This window comes from Lentzea sp. JNUCC 0626, from assembly GCF_043632865.1.
In the GTDB taxonomy this organism is placed as follows: Bacteria; Actinomycetota; Actinomycetes; order Mycobacteriales; family Pseudonocardiaceae; genus Lentzea.
On record NZ_CP171635.1, the window covers coordinates 9,976,116 to 9,993,336 of the forward strand.

General features: G+C 69.2%; 13 protein-coding genes. 9 read left to right on the forward strand and 4 right to left on the reverse strand.

Features of this window, described 5'->3' with window-relative positions:
* The first annotated feature begins 38 nt into the window (after positions 1-38).
* The 5 genes from JNUCC0626_RS46940 to JNUCC0626_RS46960 all read left to right on the forward strand — a co-directional run bounded on the left by JNUCC0626_RS46940 (position 39) and on the right by JNUCC0626_RS46960 (position 7,201).
* On the forward strand, positions 39-887 hold the full coding sequence (locus JNUCC0626_RS46940; protein WP_394617073.1) for a shikimate dehydrogenase: 849 nt from the start codon (positions 39-41) through the stop codon (positions 885-887).
* Positions 877-2,652 (forward strand): bifunctional sugar phosphate isomerase/epimerase/4-hydroxyphenylpyruvate dioxygenase family protein, encoded by a 1,776-nt coding sequence (locus JNUCC0626_RS46945; RefSeq protein WP_394617074.1) that lies wholly within the window; start codon positions 877-879, stop codon positions 2,650-2,652. The genes JNUCC0626_RS46940 and JNUCC0626_RS46945 overlap by 11 nt, the downstream gene beginning before the upstream one ends.
* Positions 2,653-3,136: 484 nt before the next feature.
* Positions 3,137-4,090: a hypothetical protein gene (locus JNUCC0626_RS46950; protein WP_394617075.1), complete on the forward strand. Its 954-nt coding sequence runs from the start codon at positions 3,137-3,139 to the stop codon at positions 4,088-4,090.
* A gap of 15 nt (positions 4,091-4,105) precedes the next feature.
* Positions 4,106-5,929 carry an AfsR/SARP family transcriptional regulator gene (locus tag JNUCC0626_RS46955; protein WP_394617076.1) on the forward strand — a complete coding sequence of 608 codons (1,824 nt, stop codon included), beginning with the start codon at positions 4,106-4,108 and terminating at the stop codon, positions 5,927-5,929.
* Positions 5,930-5,941: 12 nt separating this feature from the next.
* Positions 5,942-7,201: a condensation domain-containing protein gene (locus tag JNUCC0626_RS46960; RefSeq protein ID WP_394617077.1), complete on the forward strand. Its 1,260-nt coding sequence runs from the start codon at positions 5,942-5,944 to the stop codon at positions 7,199-7,201.
* A gap of 90 nt (positions 7,202-7,291) precedes the next feature.
* Here the strand turns inward: JNUCC0626_RS46960 and JNUCC0626_RS46965 are convergent, their stop codons facing one another.
* Positions 7,292-8,962, reverse strand: coding sequence for an MFS transporter (locus JNUCC0626_RS46965; protein WP_394617078.1), 1,671 nt, complete (start codon positions 8,960-8,962; stop codon positions 7,292-7,294).
* Between JNUCC0626_RS46965 and JNUCC0626_RS46970 the strand changes: the two genes are divergently transcribed.
* The 3 genes from JNUCC0626_RS46970 to JNUCC0626_RS46980 are packed head-to-tail and all read left to right on the forward strand — an operon-like array spanning position 8,846 to position 12,146.
* Entirely contained in the window at positions 8,846-9,103 is a 258-nt protein-coding gene (locus tag JNUCC0626_RS46970) for a phosphopantetheine-binding protein (RefSeq protein ID WP_394617079.1), read from the forward strand. The two genes, JNUCC0626_RS46965 and JNUCC0626_RS46970, sit on opposite strands and share 117 nt — an antisense overlap.
* 49 nt (positions 9,104-9,152) lie before the next feature.
* The gene (locus JNUCC0626_RS46975) at positions 9,153-10,694 is read left to right on the forward strand and encodes an amino acid adenylation domain-containing protein (RefSeq protein ID WP_394617080.1); all 1,542 of its coding nucleotides are present in this window, start codon (positions 9,153-9,155) and stop codon (positions 10,692-10,694) included.
* A 42-nt stretch (positions 10,695-10,736) separates the two neighbouring features.
* Positions 10,737-12,146, forward strand: a complete 1,410-nt coding sequence (locus JNUCC0626_RS46980) for a condensation domain-containing protein (RefSeq protein ID WP_394617081.1) — start codon at positions 10,737-10,739, stop codon at positions 12,144-12,146.
* A 42-nt stretch (positions 12,147-12,188) separates the two neighbouring features.
* Here JNUCC0626_RS46980 and JNUCC0626_RS46985 read toward each other — a convergent pair whose 3' ends face one another.
* The gene (locus tag JNUCC0626_RS46985) at positions 12,189-12,446 is read right to left on the reverse strand and encodes an acyl carrier protein (protein WP_394617082.1); all 258 of its coding nucleotides are present in this window, start codon (positions 12,444-12,446) and stop codon (positions 12,189-12,191) included.
* A 14-nt stretch (positions 12,447-12,460) separates the two neighbouring features.
* Positions 12,461-14,803 carry a lantibiotic dehydratase gene (locus JNUCC0626_RS46990; RefSeq protein WP_394617083.1) on the reverse strand — a complete coding sequence of 781 codons (2,343 nt, stop codon included), beginning with the start codon at positions 14,801-14,803 and terminating at the stop codon, positions 12,461-12,463.
* Positions 14,804-15,135: 332 nt separating this feature from the next.
* Between JNUCC0626_RS46990 and JNUCC0626_RS46995 the strand changes: the two genes are divergently transcribed.
* Positions 15,136-16,329 carry a hypothetical protein gene (locus JNUCC0626_RS46995; protein WP_394617084.1) on the forward strand — a complete coding sequence of 398 codons (1,194 nt, stop codon included), beginning with the start codon at positions 15,136-15,138 and terminating at the stop codon, positions 16,327-16,329.
* A gap of 93 nt (positions 16,330-16,422) precedes the next feature.
* Here JNUCC0626_RS46995 and JNUCC0626_RS47000 read toward each other — a convergent pair whose 3' ends face one another.
* The gene (locus JNUCC0626_RS47000) at positions 16,423-17,184 is read right to left on the reverse strand and encodes a thioesterase II family protein (RefSeq protein ID WP_394617085.1); all 762 of its coding nucleotides are present in this window, start codon (positions 17,182-17,184) and stop codon (positions 16,423-16,425) included.
* Positions 17,185-17,221: the final 37 nt, after the last annotated feature.

Sequence of the window (17,221 nt, forward strand, 5' to 3'; positions counted from 1 at the left end):
GTGAACTCACTAGTTCGTACATTAATCCGGGAGGTCGGGTGTCCAGCTACCTGATCGGGCTCGTCGGCTCCGGCATCGGTCCGTCGCTGAGCCCGGCGCTGCACGAGCGCGAGGCCGCCGAACTGGGCCTGCGCTACACCTATCGCCTGCTGGACCTCGACGTCCTCGGCCGGCCCGTGGGCGAGGTGCTGGCCACCGCCCGCGCCGAGGGGTTCGACGGCCTCAACATCACCCACCCGGCCAAGCAGGCGATCCTGCCGCACCTGGACGAGATCGCCCCGGAAGCCGCCGCACTCGGTGCCGTCAACACCGTCGTCTTCCAGAACGGCAAAGCGGTGGGCCACAACACCGACGCCACCGGCTTCGCCCTCAGCCTCGGCCGCGGCCTGCCGGACGTGCCGAAGGACGACGTCGTCCTCCTGGGGGCAGGCGGAGCCGGCGCCGCGGTGGGACACGCACTTCTGTCGCTGGGCGTCACGCGCCTGGGCGTCCACGACGTGGACCAGTCCCGCGCCGAACAACTGACCACGGCGTTGCAACACAGATTCGGCGCCTCTCGTGCCTGCGTCTGCACCCCCGACGCGGTCCGCACAGCCGACGGCCTGGTGCACGCGACCCCCACCGGCATGGCCGCACATCCCGGCCTGCCGATCGACCGATCACTGCTGCACCAACGCCTTTGGGTCGCGGACATCGTCTACCGCCCGCTGGAAACGGCCCTCCTGGCCGCCGCACGAGCACAGGGCTGCCGCGTCCTGCACGGCGGCGGCATGGTCGTGCTCCAAGCCGCGGAGTCGTTGCGCCTCTTCACCGGCGTCGAACCGAACGCAGGCCGAATGCTCGCGCACTTCGAGGAGTTGGAGGGAGAACCCGCTCATGCGTCCTGACTCGCGCACCGCCATCGCCACCGTCTGCCTCTCCGGCACCCTGGACGACAAGCTGGCCGCGGCCGCCGAAGCGGGCTTCGACGGCATCGAACTCTTCGAGAACGACCTCCTGGCGTCCAGCCACAGCCCGGCCGAGATCCGCCGCCGCTGCACCGACCTGGGCCTGACCATCGACCTGTACCAACCGTTCCGCGACTTCGAGTCCGTGCCTCCGGACGTCCTGGCCGCGAACCTGCGCCGCGCCGAGCAGAAGTTCGGCGTCATGGCGGACCTGGGCGCGGACACCGTGCTGGTGTGCTCGTCGGTGTCACAGGACGCCATCGACGACGACGATCTGGCCGCCGAACAACTGCACCTGCTGGCCACGCGCGCGGCCGAGCACGGTCTGCGCATCGCCTACGAGGCACTGGCCTGGGGCAGACACGTCAACGGCTACGAGCACGCGTGGCGCATCGTCCGCCGCGCCGCGCACCCGGCGCTGGGGGTCTGCCTGGACAGCTTCCACATCCTGTCCAAAGGGGACGATCCGCGGCCGATCCGGGCGATCCCCGGCGAGAAGATCTTCTTCCTCCAGCTCGCCGACGCGCCGACGTTGCCGATGGACGTCCTGCAGTGGAGCCGCCACCACCGCCTCTTCCCCGGGCAGGGCGACTTCGACCTGAAGTCGTTCACCGCCAACGTGCTCGACGCCGGCTACCGCGGCCCGCTGTCGCTGGAGGTGTTCAACGACGTGTTCCGCCAGTCCGACCCGCACCGCGCCGCGATCGACGCGATGCGGTCGCTGGTGGCGTTGAAGGACTCGTTGGGGCTGCTGGACATCCCCGCCGCCCCCGTTCCGACCCGGTACGCCTTCGCCGAGGTGATGGGCGAGTCGGACCTGACCTCGCTGGGCTTCACCCGCGCGGGCGTCCACCGCTCGAAGCCGGTCGAACTCTGGACCCAGGGTGAGGCCCGAGTGCTCGTCAACGCCCAGGGCGAGCCCGGCGCGGTCGGCGCCCTGGGTCTCTCGGTGCCCGACCCGGAAGCCGCGAAGCAACGAGCGAAAGCCCTGCTCGCTCCGCCGCTCTCCCGAACGCCGGGCCAGGACGAGGTGCCGCTGACCGCGATCGCGGCGCCGGACGGAACACAGATCTTCTTGTGCGCCAACGACGACTGGCTGGCCGACTTCATCCCGACCGGTGACGTCGCCACGCACGCCGGCATCACCGGCATCGACCACGTCGCGCTGACCCAGCCGTTCGACAACTTCGACGAGGCCACCCTGTTCTACCGCGCGGTACTGGGTCTGGAACCCGGTGCCACCGCGGAGTTCGCGGCCCCGTTCGGCCTGGTGCGGGGCCGGGGCGTGAGCGGGGGCGACGTCCGGCTGACCCTGGATTCCGCACTGGTGCGCCGAGGCGGCTGGGCGCCGGCCGTGCGGGAGCCCCAGCACATCGCCTTCACGTGTGCCGATGCCACGGCGAGCGCCCGCGCGTTGAAGCAGTTGGGCGCGAAGCTCCTGAGCATCCCCGGCAACTACTACGACGACCTGGCGGCACGCACGACGCTGCCGCCCGATCGCGTCGCCGCGTTGCGTGAGCACTCGATCCTCCACGACCGGGACGAGCACGGCGAATACCTGCACTTCTACACCGAACTGGCCGGCGCCAGGGTCTTCTTCGAGGTGGTCGAGCGCATCGGCGGCTACCGGGGCTTCGGCGTGGTCAACGCGCCCGTTCGGATGGCGGCGCACCACGAAGCGAGGCGGTGCGCAGGAGTCCGATGACCATCTGGTCGCAGGGTTCTGCGGGCAGGGAGAACGGCTGCGTTCCGAGCACCTCCTCTCTGTCCTGCACTGCCGCGAAACGCCAGGTCAGGGTATTGATCGCGGTGAAGATCGGCGGCCGTGCTGACAAAGGTCAGGATGGTTGACAGGCCCGAGTCCCTGGTCTAGCTTCGATCAGGAGTCAGTAACCTGGGGGGTGCTGCTAGATGGTGCGTGTGATTTTTTGCGGGCGTTTTTGCGGATACGTCGACGGTATCGGCAGAATTGTGAATGTCCCCTTGTGCGTGGTTCCCGTGAGATCGGCTTAATTGCTGCCGCCCGTTCACCGAGGGCGCGTGTCAAGGGGCTGCTCCTGTTTGGTTGCAAACCCTGAACCGGGACGAATCACTATTTCTCGCGATGGAGGTTCTTCCTCCACGCTGTTCGGTCGCGCCGCGACGTGGCTGCCTGGTGTTCGCCGCGCTCGGGGAATCGGTTCTCCGGCGTGCGTGCGAACGACATCGTTCGACCGGTAGGTCGAAATATCAACCATGCTCTGGGGGGCATTTTCGTGCGTGCAATGAGTGCTGTGCCGATACGGCCGGCGGAGCCGTCGGTGGTCAGCGGCTGTGCTTCGGACGTCGCCGTCGTCGTGACCTGGTCGAATCCCGACTCGGATCAGCAGGATCCGCACCACCGCGACCAGGCTCGCCTGTGTCCTGGTGAGCAGTTCAGCTTCGGGATCTCCAGTCGGTCAGGTGCCTTCGAACCGTTGGCCGAGCGGACCATCGGCACCTTCGAGGCAATGGCCGAGAACTTGTTCATCTCGAACTTCACGTCCTCGACGACTTTCGCGATCGAGAACTTGGAGGGCGGTGCGGAACTCGTCAAGGTTCCTCCACGCCGCAAGCGTCTGGTGATCCCGTTCGAGATGTCACGCGTCCTCATCCCGTCGTGGAAGGGCCTGATCCAGGTCGTGGTTTTCGGCAGGCCGCCGGAGTTGGTCGAAGGGTCCGGTAGCGACGCGGTCGAGTCGTCACCGTTTCGGCTGGACGAGAACAGCAAGTACTTCCTCGTCCTGGTCGCCCTGTGCGAACCGCGGCTGCGCGGGTCGTCGATGGCGGCGCTGCCGTCGGTCCAGGAGATAGTCGACCGGCTCAAGCAAAGTGATCGTTTTCGGGACGCGAACCGCAGCAGCGTGAATTACCACATCGACTACCTCTGCGAGCGAAAACTGCAAGTCGAGCAATGGGCGATGTATTCAGCCAACGGCCGGATGCACTCGAAGCGCGAGGCGCTCGCCTCCTTCGCCCTGCGCTACGAACTCGTGACGGAAGAGCACCTGGCCCTGCTCGCGTCGCCGGTCAGGTCGCACGTGCTCACCGGGATCGACGTGCCGGCTCCTCGGTGTGAGACGGCCGAGCCGATGACGAGCCCAGGACCGAGCACCACCTTCTGACGCCAGGGGACCGCTGTGGAGTTCAAGATCCTCGGGCCGCTGGAGGTGTGGGCGCCCACCGGCCGAATCGTCGTTCCCGGCGTCAAGCGGCAGGTGGTCCTCGCCGCGCTGCTGCTCGCCGCCGGACGGCCGGCAGCGCTCGATCGGCTGGTCGACGCCGTGTGGGGTGCCCAGCCGCCGCCGTCCGCCAGCAAGCAGATCCGCAACGCGGTGTCCGATCTGCGGACGCTGCTCGGCGGCACGGCCCTGTGCCTCACGCCGGCAGGCTCTCACTACCGGCTCGAGTTCGACGCGACGCGGCTGGACTCGGCGCAGTTCACCCGGCACGTCGCCGAAGCCCGGCGGCTGCGCGCCGCGGGCTGCGTCTCCGAGGCTGCCGCGGAGTTCCGCGTGGCACTGCGGCTGTGGCGTGCTGATGCCCTGGCCGACCTGGCCAGCCCGGTGCTGCAGGCGCAGGTCGTAGGGCTGAACCAGCAGCGGCTCAGCGCTTTCGAGGAGTGCGTTGATCTGGAGCTGGCGCTGGGCCGGCACCGGGAGCTGGTCGGCGAGCTCTCCGCGTTGGTGGCGGAACACCCGCAACGCGAACCGTTGGTGGCTCGCCTGATGACCGCGCACGTCCGTTCGGGAGCGGTGGCGGCGGCACTGCACGTCTACGAGGCGACGCGCCGTCGCCTCAAGGACGACCTGGGCGCGAATCCGAGTGTTCAACTGCGGCAGCTCCACCTGAGGATCCTCAGCGGAGAGGCCGAGGTTCCCGCGGAGCAGGCGGTCCCGGACTTCCGGGGCGCGGCTTTCGCGCCCTGCAACACCTTGCCGCCGGCAGCGCCGGTGTTCGCGGGCAGGACGGCGGAGATCGGGCGCGTCGTCGAGACGGCGCGCGATCACGACCCCGCCCTCGCGGGGGGCCCGGCGGTGGTGCTCGTCGACGGAATGGCCGGGATCGGCAAGACCGCGCTGGCCGTGCACGCCGCACACCTGTTGGCGTCCGCCTATCCGGAGGCGCAGCTCTTCGTGGACCTGAGCGCGCACGCGCTCACCGGGAGGCCCGCGGATCCTCTGGACGTGCTCGGCACGCTGCTGAGAGCGGTAGGGGTACCCGCGAGCCGTATCCCCGCCTCGCTGGCCGACCGCTGCGGGCTGTGGAGGCTGACGACCTCCGGCCGCAAGATGGTGCTGCTGCTGGATGACGCCCGCAACGCCGAACAGGTGGCACCGCTGGTCCCGGGCGCGCCGGGCAGCCTCGTCGTGGTGACGTCGCGCAGCCCTCTGGCCGGGCTGGACGGCACGTGCCACATCGCGCTCGGCGAGCTGACGCCCGGTGAAGGGCGTGATCTGTTCGCTCGTGTCCTGTCCGACGCCCGGCCGCACGCCGAACCCGAGGCCGTCGACGAACTGCTCAAGCTGTGCGGCCGGCACCCGCAGGCGGTGCGACTGGCTGCCGCCAAGCTGCGACACCGTCCTGATTGGACTGTCGGTGACCTGGTGCGGCGCCTTGCCGAGCGCACCAGGATGCTGGCCGAGCTGCGGGCGGTCGAGGCCGGTCTGGCCGGCGCTCTCGATCGCTCGCTCCAGCGTCTGTCGAAGGGCCAGCAGCACGTCTTCCGCCTGCTGTGGAGCGTGCCGGGCCCGCACGTCGAAGTGCGCGAGATGGCGGAGCTCGTCCGCTGTTCCGAAGAACAAGCCGAGCGGTTGCTGGAGGGACTGGCCGAGGCCGCGCTGCTCGCTCCCGCGGCGCCGGGTTCCTACCGGATCCACGCGGTCGTCCACGCCTTCGCGGCGCAGCTGGGCACTCGCGAGACGACGATCCGGTCCGTCCACCCCGTCGGCGCACCAGCCTGACAAGGAGTGATCATGCACCGAGGAATCGCAACGGCGGAGCCGGTGACCGAGTCGCAGGCGGCCCTGTTCTACGCCGACCAGAAGGGGCTCTTCCAAAGCGCGTACAACGTGACAGCCGTCGTCACGGTCACCGGCGTCCTCACTCGCGACGAACTGGTGAACGCCTGTCGCCGTCTCGTGGCCGCGACCCCGGCGATGCGGATGCGCATGGGGTTCGTCGGTCTGGACGGAGAAGTCGGGTACTGGTTCTCCGCGGACCTGCCCGACGTGGACGTGTTCGACCTGCCCCACGCCGACACCGATGCCGCCCGGCAGCTCATCGACCGCGTCGCCACACGGCAGTTCGAGCCCGACGGTGGTCCGCTGGTGCGGTTCGTCATCGTGCACGCCGCACCGGGCCGCGCCTATCTCGGCATGATCTTCCACCACCTCGTGGTGGACGGGCCGAGCTTCCCGCGCATCGCGAAGCGGATCGGCGACGCGATCGAGGGAACGATCTCGGTGGAACCGGAGCACGAGTACGTCGACCTCGTCCGTCAGATCAGGCAGCTGGAGCAGCGGTCGAGGGAGAGTGACCTCGAGTACTGGCACGCACGTCTTCCTGCGAGAGCCGGCGAGACCTGGTGGCCCTACGACCTGTCAGCGCAGGGTCGCGGCACCACCGGAGGTCACTCGCTGACCCCTCTGCCCGCCGACATGGCCCAACGGCTGGAACGCGCGGCGGCCGCGGACGGCGTGCGCGTGTTCCACCTCCTCGCCGCGGCCGTGCACTGCGCTCTGCCCGCGAAAACCGCACAGCGGACGGTGATCTCGACCGCTGCCTCGATCCGGCCGCGGAGCGAGTCCGACGGACTGCTGACGGGCTACTTCATCAACCAGGTACCTCTGCCGGCCGCCAAGCGGGACGGCGAAACGCCCCGCCGGCTGGCTGTCCGCGAGGCGCCGAGGTGGCGCGACGACCTGCGCCGCCGGTACGTCTCCTTCGCCGAGCTCGCGGCGCGCGCCACCCGCGGGGAGGGGAACCAGTCGATGCTGGACCGGGTGGTGCTGAGCTACCAGACCCAGCCGCGGAGCTTCGCCTGGCGGGGACGAACGGCGGGCTACGCGGCCGATCTCCGGCCGAAGACCCAGCAGGAGAAGTCCGATCTGGTCATTCGCGTCTTCAACAAGTCCGGCTTCATGGAGTGCGAAGTCCACTGGAGTTCCGCGTTGCCACCGGGCGCCGGAGAACAGTTCACCGAACACCTGCTCGAAGGCCTGACCGGCGTCTGAACACCGCGCGATCGGGATCAAACCCACGCCCGGCCCGGTCCCGCACACCGCGGGACCGGCCTCGTGTTCGGCGCTCCGAACCCCGTGCGGCTACTTGACCGGTTCGACGGCGGAGTCCTCGGAGTCCTTGGCCGAGAAGAGTTCGTGCGCCTCGACGTCCCGCATCTTCCGCAACGGCGAGAAGTAGATCCAGAGTCCGGACAGCCAGGTCCCGACGACGCCGATCCAGATCGTCTCGCGCACGCCGAGCTGCGTGCCGAGCACGCCGCCGAGCGCCGCGCCGATCGGCAGCGTTCCCCACACGATGAAGCGGATGCTCGCGGTCATCCGGCCGAGCAACTCGGGCGGGGTGATCGCCTGCCGGTAGGACCGCTGGGCGACGTTGAAGACGACGGCGTACAGGCTGAACGAGAAGTAGCTGGCCACGTACAGGAGCACTCCCCAGCCCGGCTGCGCCAGCGGCTGGAGGAGCATCGGGAGCCCCAGCACCAGCGGGGCCATCCACATGACCCTGGCGACGCCGAAGCGCTTGGACAACGGCCCCGCCACCATTCCGCCGACGACACCGCCCACCGCGGTCACCGACCAGATGATGCCGATGTAGCCGGGCTCCACGTGCAGCACCCGCACCAGGAAGATCATCGACATCGCCATGAAGATCGCGGAGGAGAAGTTCGTCATGGCGGTGGACGCGATCACCTTGCGCAGCACCGGGTGCTTGAGGACGAACCTCAGCCCCTCGGCGATCTCGTGGCGCATCTTCGTGTCCGCGGCCCGCGGCTCCGGCCTGGGTTCCTGCTTGCGGATGAGGAACAACGACAGAGCCGAGACACCGTAGGAGAGCGCGTCCACGGCGAGGGCGCGCGCCGCGCCGAGCAGTCCGATCAGGACACCGCCCAGCGCGGGGCCGGCGAACTGCGCGACCGAGTCCGTCGTGCCGATCTTGCTGTTCCCCTCGATCAACTGGTCCTTGTCGAGCAGCACCGGAACGTAGCTGGTGTAGGCCACTTCGAAGAAGACCGTCAAGATGCCGCTGAGCAGCGACACGACCAGCACGTGCGCGAAGGTCAGGTGCAGGCCGAGACCGGGGATCATGACGAACGGGATCGACCCGACCAGCACCAGGCGGCCGATGTCGCACCACATCATCAGCTTGTGCTTCGCCGTCCGGTCGACGATCGCGCCGGCCTGGAGCGAGACGAGCAGGTACGGCAGCGTCGCCATCGCGCTCAGGATGCCCACCTGCAGCGTCGTCGCGTTCAGCAGCACCACGGCGGCCAGCGGAATGGCCAGCTGCGTGATCGACGACCCCAGTTCGCTGATCGTCTGACCGCTCCACAGGAGCATGAAGTCCCGGTGGCGCCAAAGAGACGAGCCCTTCGGATTCGAAGCGGACTCGGCTTCGAGGGATTTGTGAGGCATAGTTCCGGACTTTGCCGTAGGTGCGGTACCCGTGTCTACTGGGGTTGCCGAATTAAACGTCCCCCGGTGGTGTGGTAATGACTTGCAATTGCCGCTCAGCGCCACTTCGGATGCTGTTCTGCCTGGCCGATGACGGAAAGAGGACGCGGTGAGGACAGCGGGCGGCACAATCGAAGCATCCCGTCCTCGCTGCCCTCGAAACAAGTTGACCTGGAGGAGAACATGGCCGATCTGGTCGCTTCCGATCAATTGATCGAAGGGCTGGTCGAGATTTTCGCGTCGGTCCTCCCCGGCGTGGAGATCGATGCCGATTCCGACCTCTTCGACCTCGGCGGGCATTCGATTGTCGCCGGCCAGGTCGTCGCGAGGGCCCGGGAGATCCTGGACATTCCTGTCTCGTTGCGCGACGTGTTCACGGCCCGCACTCCCCGAGGCATCGTCGAGGCGGTCGACCGCCGGGCTCCGTTGCCCCGTCGATAGCGGCCACAGCGGGTCCGGCGACCTCGTGCGACTCGGCCTGGGGGCCTTCATGCTGTTCAGCGACCACGAGCTGGAGCGGGGTAAGCGCACGCGTTTCCCCCGGGACGCCACTCTGCACGGCCAGGTGCTCCGCTGGGCGGAACGCACGCCGCACGCTCCGGCGGTCGACGCGGGCGGCGAGGTGCTCACGTACGCCGAACTGATGGGGAGGGCGGACGGTCTCGCGCAGGAGCTCTCGGCTCTGGGCGTGCGCGCCGGCGACCTGGTCGCGGTGCTCGACGCCCCCTCCGCGCGGAGGATCGTCGCCTACCTCGGCGTCCTGCTCGCCGGAGCCGCCTACCTGCCGCTGGACGACCTGAACCCACCCGAGCGGAACCTGGCCATGGTGGCCGACAGCGGAGCGGTCGTGGTGCTCGCCGCCGACGGCGGTGCGAGTGGCCTGCCGAACGCGGTGAGCCTCGACGTGCTGGAGCGGCGCGCGGCACGGCGGGTCGCCCGCGGGGCGGAACGGTCGCCGGGGTCGGCCCTGGACGTCGCGTACGTCATGTACACGTCGGGCTCGACCGGCAGGCCGAAGGGCATCGCGATCCCGCACCGCGCGATCACCCGGCTGGTGGTGAACACCGACTACGTCCGCCTGGGCAGGCACGACGTCGTGGCACACGGTGCGAACGCGTCCTTCGACGCGGCGACGTTCGAGATCTGGGGAGCGTTGCTGAACGGCGGCAAGATCGTCGTGCTGCCCAAGGACGACATGCTGGTGCATCAGCAGCTCACCCGGTTCGTCCGCGACAACTCGGTCTCGGTCCTGTTCCTCACACCGGCCGTGTTCCACGCCCACGCGACCGTGGGGCCCGGCGCGTTCGAGGGTCTGGGCACCCTGCTGATCGGGGGTGACGTCCTCGATCCCGGTGCTGTTCGCGACGTGGTGGAGGCAGGAGCCCCGGGCAGGCTGCTGAACATGTACGGGCCGACCGAGGCGACCACCTTCAGCACGGGGCTGGCGGTCGGTGCCGGGAACCCGCGCACCGGCTCGTTGCCGATCGGCCGGCCCATCGCCAACACCGATGTGTGCGTGCTCCGGTCCGGCGCCAGGGTGCCGATCGGCGAGGAAGGCGAACTGCACATCGGCGGTGACGGTCTGGCGCTCGGCTACGTCGGCGACGAAACGCTGACCGGTGAACGGTTCGTCGACGATCCGCAACGGCCTGGCCACCGCCTCTACCGCACGGGCGATTCGGCGTACTGGAACGACGACGGGAACCTGATGTTCGCGGGTCGCACCGACGATCAGGTGAAACTCCGGGGTTATCGAGTCGAACTCGGCGAGGTGACGGCTGTGCTGCGCACGCATCACGCCGTGTCGGACGCCGCCGTCTTCGTGCACGGGCCCCGAGGAGCCGAACAACTCGTCGGCTACGTCGCCACGCACCGGCCGGAGGACCTCGCGGACTGCCTGCCGTTCCTCCGCCGCCGGCTGCCGTCGTACATGGTGCCCTCGCAGGTGGTGAAACGGCACGAACTTCCGTTGACGGCCAACGGAAAGGTCGACCGCGCGAGGTTGCTGGAAGAACACCTCGACCAGGGGTAGCCCACCCGCGTTCCTGGAGTGACGGAGAACAATTTCGTGAACATGACCGCTGGCAACGAGAACGCGTCGGACGGGCGTGCCGGGACGGCGGCGCGGCCGCGGCTCTCCTACGCGCAGGCGAGGATCTGGTTGCTCAACCAGATGACCGGGCCCGACCCGCAGTACAACGTCCCCCTCGTCCTGCGGTGCCGGCACGAGGTGGACGCCGACGCGCTTCGGGCGGCTTTCCTCGACGTCCTGCTGCGCCACGAGATTCTCCGGACCTCGTACCGGCTCGTCGAAGGGCGGGCCGTCCAGGACGTGCTGCCCGCGGCGATGCTCGGCGGTGTGCTGTCGGTCGAGCGGCAGACCGAGTCCTCGCTCGCGGCCAGGATCGCCGAGCTCTCCGCGCACGGGTTCGCTCTCGACGCGGAGGCGCCGCTGCGGGCATGGCTGATCTCCACCGACTCCACCGACTCCACCGACTCCGCCGGTGACGTGCTGGTGATCGTGATCCACCACATCGCCGTCGACGGGGCGTCGCTGCGGCCGCTGCTGCGTGATCTGGGGACCGCCTACGCCGCTCGGCTGAGCCGGACCGAACCCGCGTGGCAGCCGCTGCCTCTGCACTACACCGACTACGCCTCGTGGCAACAGGAACTCCTCGGTGAGAAGGACGATCCGGAGAGCCTCAGCGCACGGCAACTGGCCCACTGGTGCGAGAAACTGGCGCGGCTGCCGGTGGAGACACCTCTGCCGGTGGACCGGCAGAGGTCGTCGGCTGCCGTGAACTTCGACGCCAAGAGCGTTCCGGTCCTGTTCTCCGCCGAGTCGCACCGGCTGGTCGAGAACCTCGCGCGGGCCGAACGCGTGGTGCCGTCGACGGTGTTCAAGGCGGCGGTCGCGGCGTTCCTCAGCCGGGTGGGCGCCGGCGACGACATCCCGCTCGCCGGGTTCGTCAGCGGACGGGCCGACGCCGCGCTCGACGACCTGGTCGGCTTCTTCGTCAACACGGTGGTGTACCGGGTCGACACCTCGGGCGACCCGACGTTCCGCGACCTGGTGCGCCGGGTCAGGGTCGTGGAGTTCGACGCCTACGCGAACCAGGACGTGCCGTTCGACGAGGTCGTCCGCGCGCTGAAGCCACCTCGCTCGTCCAAGCGGCATCCCCTGGCGCAGGTGGCGGTCTCCTACGAGTATCCCGTCGCGTACGAGATCCCGGCGCTGGACGTCGACGTGGAGCCGGGTGACAACCTGCGGGCGAAGTTCGACCTGTCCCTGCGGATCGAACCCAGAAGCGACTCGAGCGGCGCGCCGGCCGGGATCTTCATGAACTGGCGCTACGCGGCCGCACTGTTCGAAACGCGCACCGTCGAAGTGCTGGTCGCGCAGTTCGCCGGCTTCTTCGAGGCAGCGCTGCGGGATGCCGACCAGCGCGTCCGGAAGGTCGCCGAGGACGTCTTCGACCGCTGACGAACGGCCTGGGGACGCCGGACTCCGGCGACCCCGGGCCGGTCAGGCGGTGGTCTCGCCGCGGTACTCGGCCGTGGCCGCTTCGAGTTCGGCGGGAGACGAGAACTCGAAGACGAGACTCATCGGTGCCCGCCATCCCGTGAGCAACTCGTAGTGCCACACCAGACTGGGCAGCAGCAGCGAGTACCCGCCCACCTGGAAGAAGTCGCTGTCGTCGTCGATGTCCTCGCGCTCCAGAACGTTGCGAAACGCCTGGACCCACAACGAGTCGACGGGCTCGTTCGCAGTCGGCGGTGTCATCGAGTTCTCCTTCATCACGTGGACTGGGCGTTCTCGCGCCGGTCGGCAACCGCCGGGTCGACCGCGACCAGGCGGAGTTCACAGGTGTAGCGGCGGTCCTGGCCGTCACGCAGCCACGTCTGCCGGAAGTCGGGCAGCGGCTCGCTGAACACGATCGCCCTGGTGTGGCCGTCTGCCCGGCGAACCGCCCTGGCCAGCAGGTCCACGAGAACCACGCTGGCGAAATCGACGTAGAGAGGCTTGTCCTCGACGGCCACGCGGTAGAAGCACCGCCGGGGCAGGCCCTGGTCGCGGTGCCACCGCCAGGCCTGGCGGAACCGCTCGGTGCCGTCCAGGAGATGGGGCCACGACAGGTCCGTGCTGTCGAAGGCCCAGGTTTCGCGGCTCACCACCAAGGTGTCGATGGTGACGCGGGGTCGGTGCCGACCGGGCGGCACGAGTTCGAAGCTGTTCATGACGGTGCCGGACAGGATCTCCCCGAAGACCTCCAGCAGGTCGAATACGCGACCTGACACGACGTCGCGAACGACCAGCGCGTTCCCCTGGCGGAGCACCCGCAACGCCCCGGCCGGCAGCGTGCCCGGTGGCGTGATCGCGGCATCGGGGTGCATCGCCCAGTAGGTGTGCTCGGGCGACACCAGCGCCGCGGGGTACGTGCGGGAGTTGACCTGGCTGGACGCCTTGGCGGGGACGACGACGACGCGACGGCCGCCGTGGTCGTGCTCGTCGGCTCGGAGCAGCCAGCCGGGATCGGGTGACTGCTCGACGAACAACCGGGACGCCAGCGTGTTGGTGGCGACGTGGAGCTCGCCCAGCACCGCGACGAAGTCACCGCGGTTGATCGCCTCCTGGCTGTCGGCCGCGATCATGACGTCCGGGCTGTGGTGGACAGCGGCTGACCACTGCGGACCGGAACACGCGAAGAGCTCGGTGACGGCGTCCGCGATCTCGGCGGAGGCGACCCGATGACTGTCCACTTCGGACGGCAGCTCGAGGATCTTCCGCCACCTCCGCTGGAACTCGGCGAGGACCTCGGCGACCGGCGCCGGCGGCTCGCGGAACGAGAACACGAGATCGGGTGTCGCCGCCCCGTAGAACAGGGCCAGCGGCACCTCGTCGGCCCCGGTTCGCGCGCGCAACCTGTCGAAAACGGCGTCGAACCTGGTCCGGTACGCCTCCGCGGTGGCGTTGGCCAGCCAGCGGGCGCTGTGCAGCAGCAACGCCAGTGGTTCCGCGAGAGCGTCGTGCAGGGCGCCGCCCAGTTCGATGTCGACGTCGCGGACCGCGTCCTCGTACACCGGGGTGCGTCCGGCGTAGTTCTGGCCGGGCCGGCGGGTCGGCGCCCGGCCGGCGATCCGTTCGAAGGCCGAGTCGAGCGCGGACAGCGCGTGGGCGAGCCGTCCCGTGTCGCCGGCCGCGGCGGCGACCTCGTCCCGCGCGTCGGTCAACGCGGTGAGCCGGGCGAGCGCGTTCGCCCTGGCCGGTGACTCGGCCAGGCCGCCGAGCAGCGTGCGGAGGTGCTCCTCCGGCCAGGTGGAGACCGGCACGTCGAGGCCGAGGGAGATCACCCCGCGGTCGGCCAGCGCGACGAACGCCGCCACCACCGCGTCGTTCGTCAGGGCCGGCGACACCACCTCGGCGGAGATCTCCCGGACCGAACGGCGGCCGTCGCACCGCGCCACCAGGGCGGTTTCGAGTTCGTCGAGCGGAACCGGCCGGCCCGTCGGTTCGAGCAGGAGGTCGTCGGCGGCACGGGCGTGGTGCGGGGCCAAGGCCGGCCGCAGCCACGGCAGCAGGTCCGGGTCGCGGCTCAGGACCTGGGCGACGGCGTCGACGGCCCACGCCTCGAAGTACACCGTGCGGCGTGCCAGCAGGTCCCGGCCGACGCTCGTGCTGACGGCCTCCGGCCGGGCGGTCCACCTCGCCCAGCCCACCGGCCCGAAGAAGCCGATCGAGTCGTTCTTCGCCACGTACCGCTGGAGGTACGCGGCCGTGGTGAGCAGGCGCTGGCGTTGCTTGGAGCCGGGCAGCCGGTCGGGCGTGCCCGGGGCGATCTTGTCGACGCAGGTGCCCAGCAGGTGCGGGCTCTGCCACAGCAGTGCTTCCCGGAAACGCGGGTCCTGGCCGAGCCGCGCCAGGTGGTCGGTCGTGTTCGCGAACGAGTCGAGGTACCTCCGCCGGTACTCGGCCGACGGGGGACCGGTGCCGGTTTCCTGCTCGGTGACGTCGGCCAGCTCGTCATCGGTGATCGCGGCCAGGCACTCCACCGGGAAGCCGGAGCTGCGCACCGCCGACAGCCGCCACAGAGACCAGGGACTTCCACCGAGCCTGATCAGATGCCGCTGCGGTTCGGTCATGTCGTCCCTCCGGGAAATCCGGCCGAAACGCGGCCATGAGGTGGCCACACCGGTGTGTGAAGGTCCTGCCTTTTGTCGGCCACCAGTGCCGCAGGCGATTTCGAACCTAACAGGTGGCATCTGCGGAATGGTGATTCCGGCCCCTGGCACCTGTTAGGACTCGATTGGGCGGATTGCGGGCAGCCTGGTCTCCTGCCGAATGGGCTGCCACCCTGCCGTGACCATTTCGCCCGCCACTTCTTCGATCAGCAGGTGAAGGCCGGCGTCCATTCGGTGTCGGCGGTCGTCTGCGGGCCGCTGGAGTTCGACATTTCGGCGGCGAGGGAGCACACATGGACGACCGGTTGCCACTGACGAACGCGCAACTCGCCTTCGTACTACAATCCCAGCGCACGGGCCTGCGGGACACCATCACCTTGCGTTTTCACGCGCCGGCCTCCCGGTTGCCGGCTGCCGACGTGCGGCAGGTCCTCGAATCGATCGTGCGGGTGAACCCCGCGCTGTCCCAGCGGATCAGGTTCTCCCGCGGCGAGGTGTTCCAGCAACGGATGCCCGTCGACTGCGATTTCGCCGAATTGCGCGAGGAGACCGAGCACGCCGTCTCGGTGCGTGCGGCCGAGGCGATCGCGGATTTCGAAACGGATCTCGACGGCCCCGCGATGTCGGCTCGTCTCATCCGCTCGCCGAACGGCGACCACCTGGTTCTGGTCTTCGATCACGCCCTGGTCGACGAACAGTCGCTCGTCCTGGTCAAGCGGCAGCTCTCCGCCCCCGCACCGGCGGACTGCGGGGAGTGGGAACGGTATGCGGCGGCGGTCACCGACCGGGTGGCGTTCGAGACCGCCGCGGGAAGCGGGCCCGGAGCCGGTTTCTGGGCGGACCGCCTCGCCGCGGCCGGCGACGACTTCCCCGAGGTGAGGGACAAGGCTTCGCGGTCCGGGTTCGTCATCCTGCCGAGCGTCGCGATTCCCGGTGACCTCCGCGGATCGCTCTTCCCCCTCGTGCTCTTCTCGCTCCACCGGGCCGTTCGCGACGTGGCCGGCTCCAAGACGACGAGCATCGGCTATCCGTGGGGAGAGCGGAACGGCGCGTTCGCCGACGTCATGGGCTGCTTCATGAACACCGTCGTCTCGCTCGACACCACGACGCAGGCCCAGGGCGCAGGCGTGGCCGAGTTCCTCCAGGACTGGTACCGGGAGATCGACCACGCCGACGTGCCGTTCACCGTGCTGACCGGTCTGGGATCCGCCTTCACCGGGGCGGTGACGGCGATGCTCAGCTTCACCCACGCCAAGACGACCAGCGTCACCATCGCGGGGACGGAGGCCGTGCAGGTGTTGCCGAGCCACGACGCCGTGCCCAGCACGGCGGAGTTCCTGGCGGCCGCCGGCGTCCACGGCGACGAGCTCCGGCTTCGGCTTCTGCTGGACGAGACGAGCGACGACCGCGGCGCTCAGGACCTCGGCGCCCGCTGGCGCCACCGGCTCAGCGAGACGTTCGCCCGCTCTTCCAGGCCGCGGCGCTGAAGGTCCGCGGACCGCGTTCGACGTGACGGAAAAGGACGGTGCCCCCGGCGATTCGCGTCGGGGGCACCGTCCACAACAGACTCTGCGCGGTGCTCAGCCGAGATCTCGGGAGAACTCGGCCAGGAGTTGCTCAGGGGCGGAGAGGAACTCGAAGTGCCCGCCCTCCAGCACCGTGAAACGGCAGTCGTCGCTGGTCTCCTTCCAGCCTCCCATGAGGTCGATCGGGATCTCCTCGTCGGTTGTCCAGCCGATCGCGGTCACGCCGACGGGCAGCCGGAACGGTGAGGAGACGACATAGCGCTTGTTCGCCTCGATGTCCTTCACCAGCAGCCTGTGCCCGAGCCTGACGAGGTCCGGGTCGGGATCGCCCTGCCCGCCCATGGAGCGGATCAACCTGAGCAGTTCCTCACCCAGTTCGTCCTCGCTCATGGTGAGCAGCCGCCCGTACGGACCGTCCTGCGGAGCGACCTGGGAGGACACGAACACCCGGCGTGGCAGCGGAAGCCCGGCGGCGGCCAGTTGCCTGGTCAGCTCGACGCCGGGCAAGGCGCCACCGCAATGCCCGAAGAACCCGAAAGGCTTGTCCAGGTAAGGAACCAGGAACTCCACGAGGTCGGCCGCGAGAGCCTCGTAGGTCTCGTAGTGGGGCTCGCGGATGCGCCGTTGCCTCGCCGGCGGCTGGACGAAGCACAGCTCGACGTTCCCCACCCGGCGCGGCCATCGTCCGTACATCGACGCGCTGGCACCGGAATAGGGGAAGCAGAACAACCGCGCGCCGACATCGGGATCAGGCTTGCGCGACAGCCAGAGCAACCTGCCGGACTGCTGACTGGGCGACGGTGGGTCGGTGTTCACAGGAGCCCTCTTCGATGGATTCTGGCCTTGTACCGAG

Bases quoted from the DNA above. Each gene is read 5' to 3' on its own strand.
- JNUCC0626_RS46945 (WP_394617074.1), top strand. From the start codon at position 877: ATGCGTCCTGACTCGCGCACCGCCATCGCCACCGTCTGCCTCTCCGGC.
- JNUCC0626_RS46960 (WP_394617077.1), top strand. From the start codon at position 5,942: ATGCACCGAGGAATCGCAACGGCGGAGCCGGTGACCGAGTCGCAGGCG.
- JNUCC0626_RS46970 (WP_394617079.1), top strand. From the start codon at position 8,846: ATGGCCGATCTGGTCGCTTCCGATCAATTGATCGAAGGGCTGGTCGAG.
- JNUCC0626_RS46965 (WP_394617078.1), bottom strand. From the start codon at position 8,962: ATGCCCGCCGAGGTCGAAGAGGTCGGAATCGGCATCGATCTCCACGCC.
- JNUCC0626_RS46975 (WP_394617080.1), top strand. From the start codon at position 9,153: ATGCTGTTCAGCGACCACGAGCTGGAGCGGGGTAAGCGCACGCGTTTC.
- JNUCC0626_RS46980 (WP_394617081.1), top strand. From the start codon at position 10,737: ATGACCGCTGGCAACGAGAACGCGTCGGACGGGCGTGCCGGGACGGCG.
- JNUCC0626_RS46985 (WP_394617082.1), bottom strand. From the start codon at position 12,446: ATGACACCGCCGACTGCGAACGAGCCCGTCGACTCGTTGTGGGTCCAG.
- JNUCC0626_RS46990 (WP_394617083.1), bottom strand. From the start codon at position 14,803: ATGACCGAACCGCAGCGGCATCTGATCAGGCTCGGTGGAAGTCCCTGG.
- JNUCC0626_RS46995 (WP_394617084.1), top strand. From the start codon at position 15,136: ATGGACGACCGGTTGCCACTGACGAACGCGCAACTCGCCTTCGTACTA.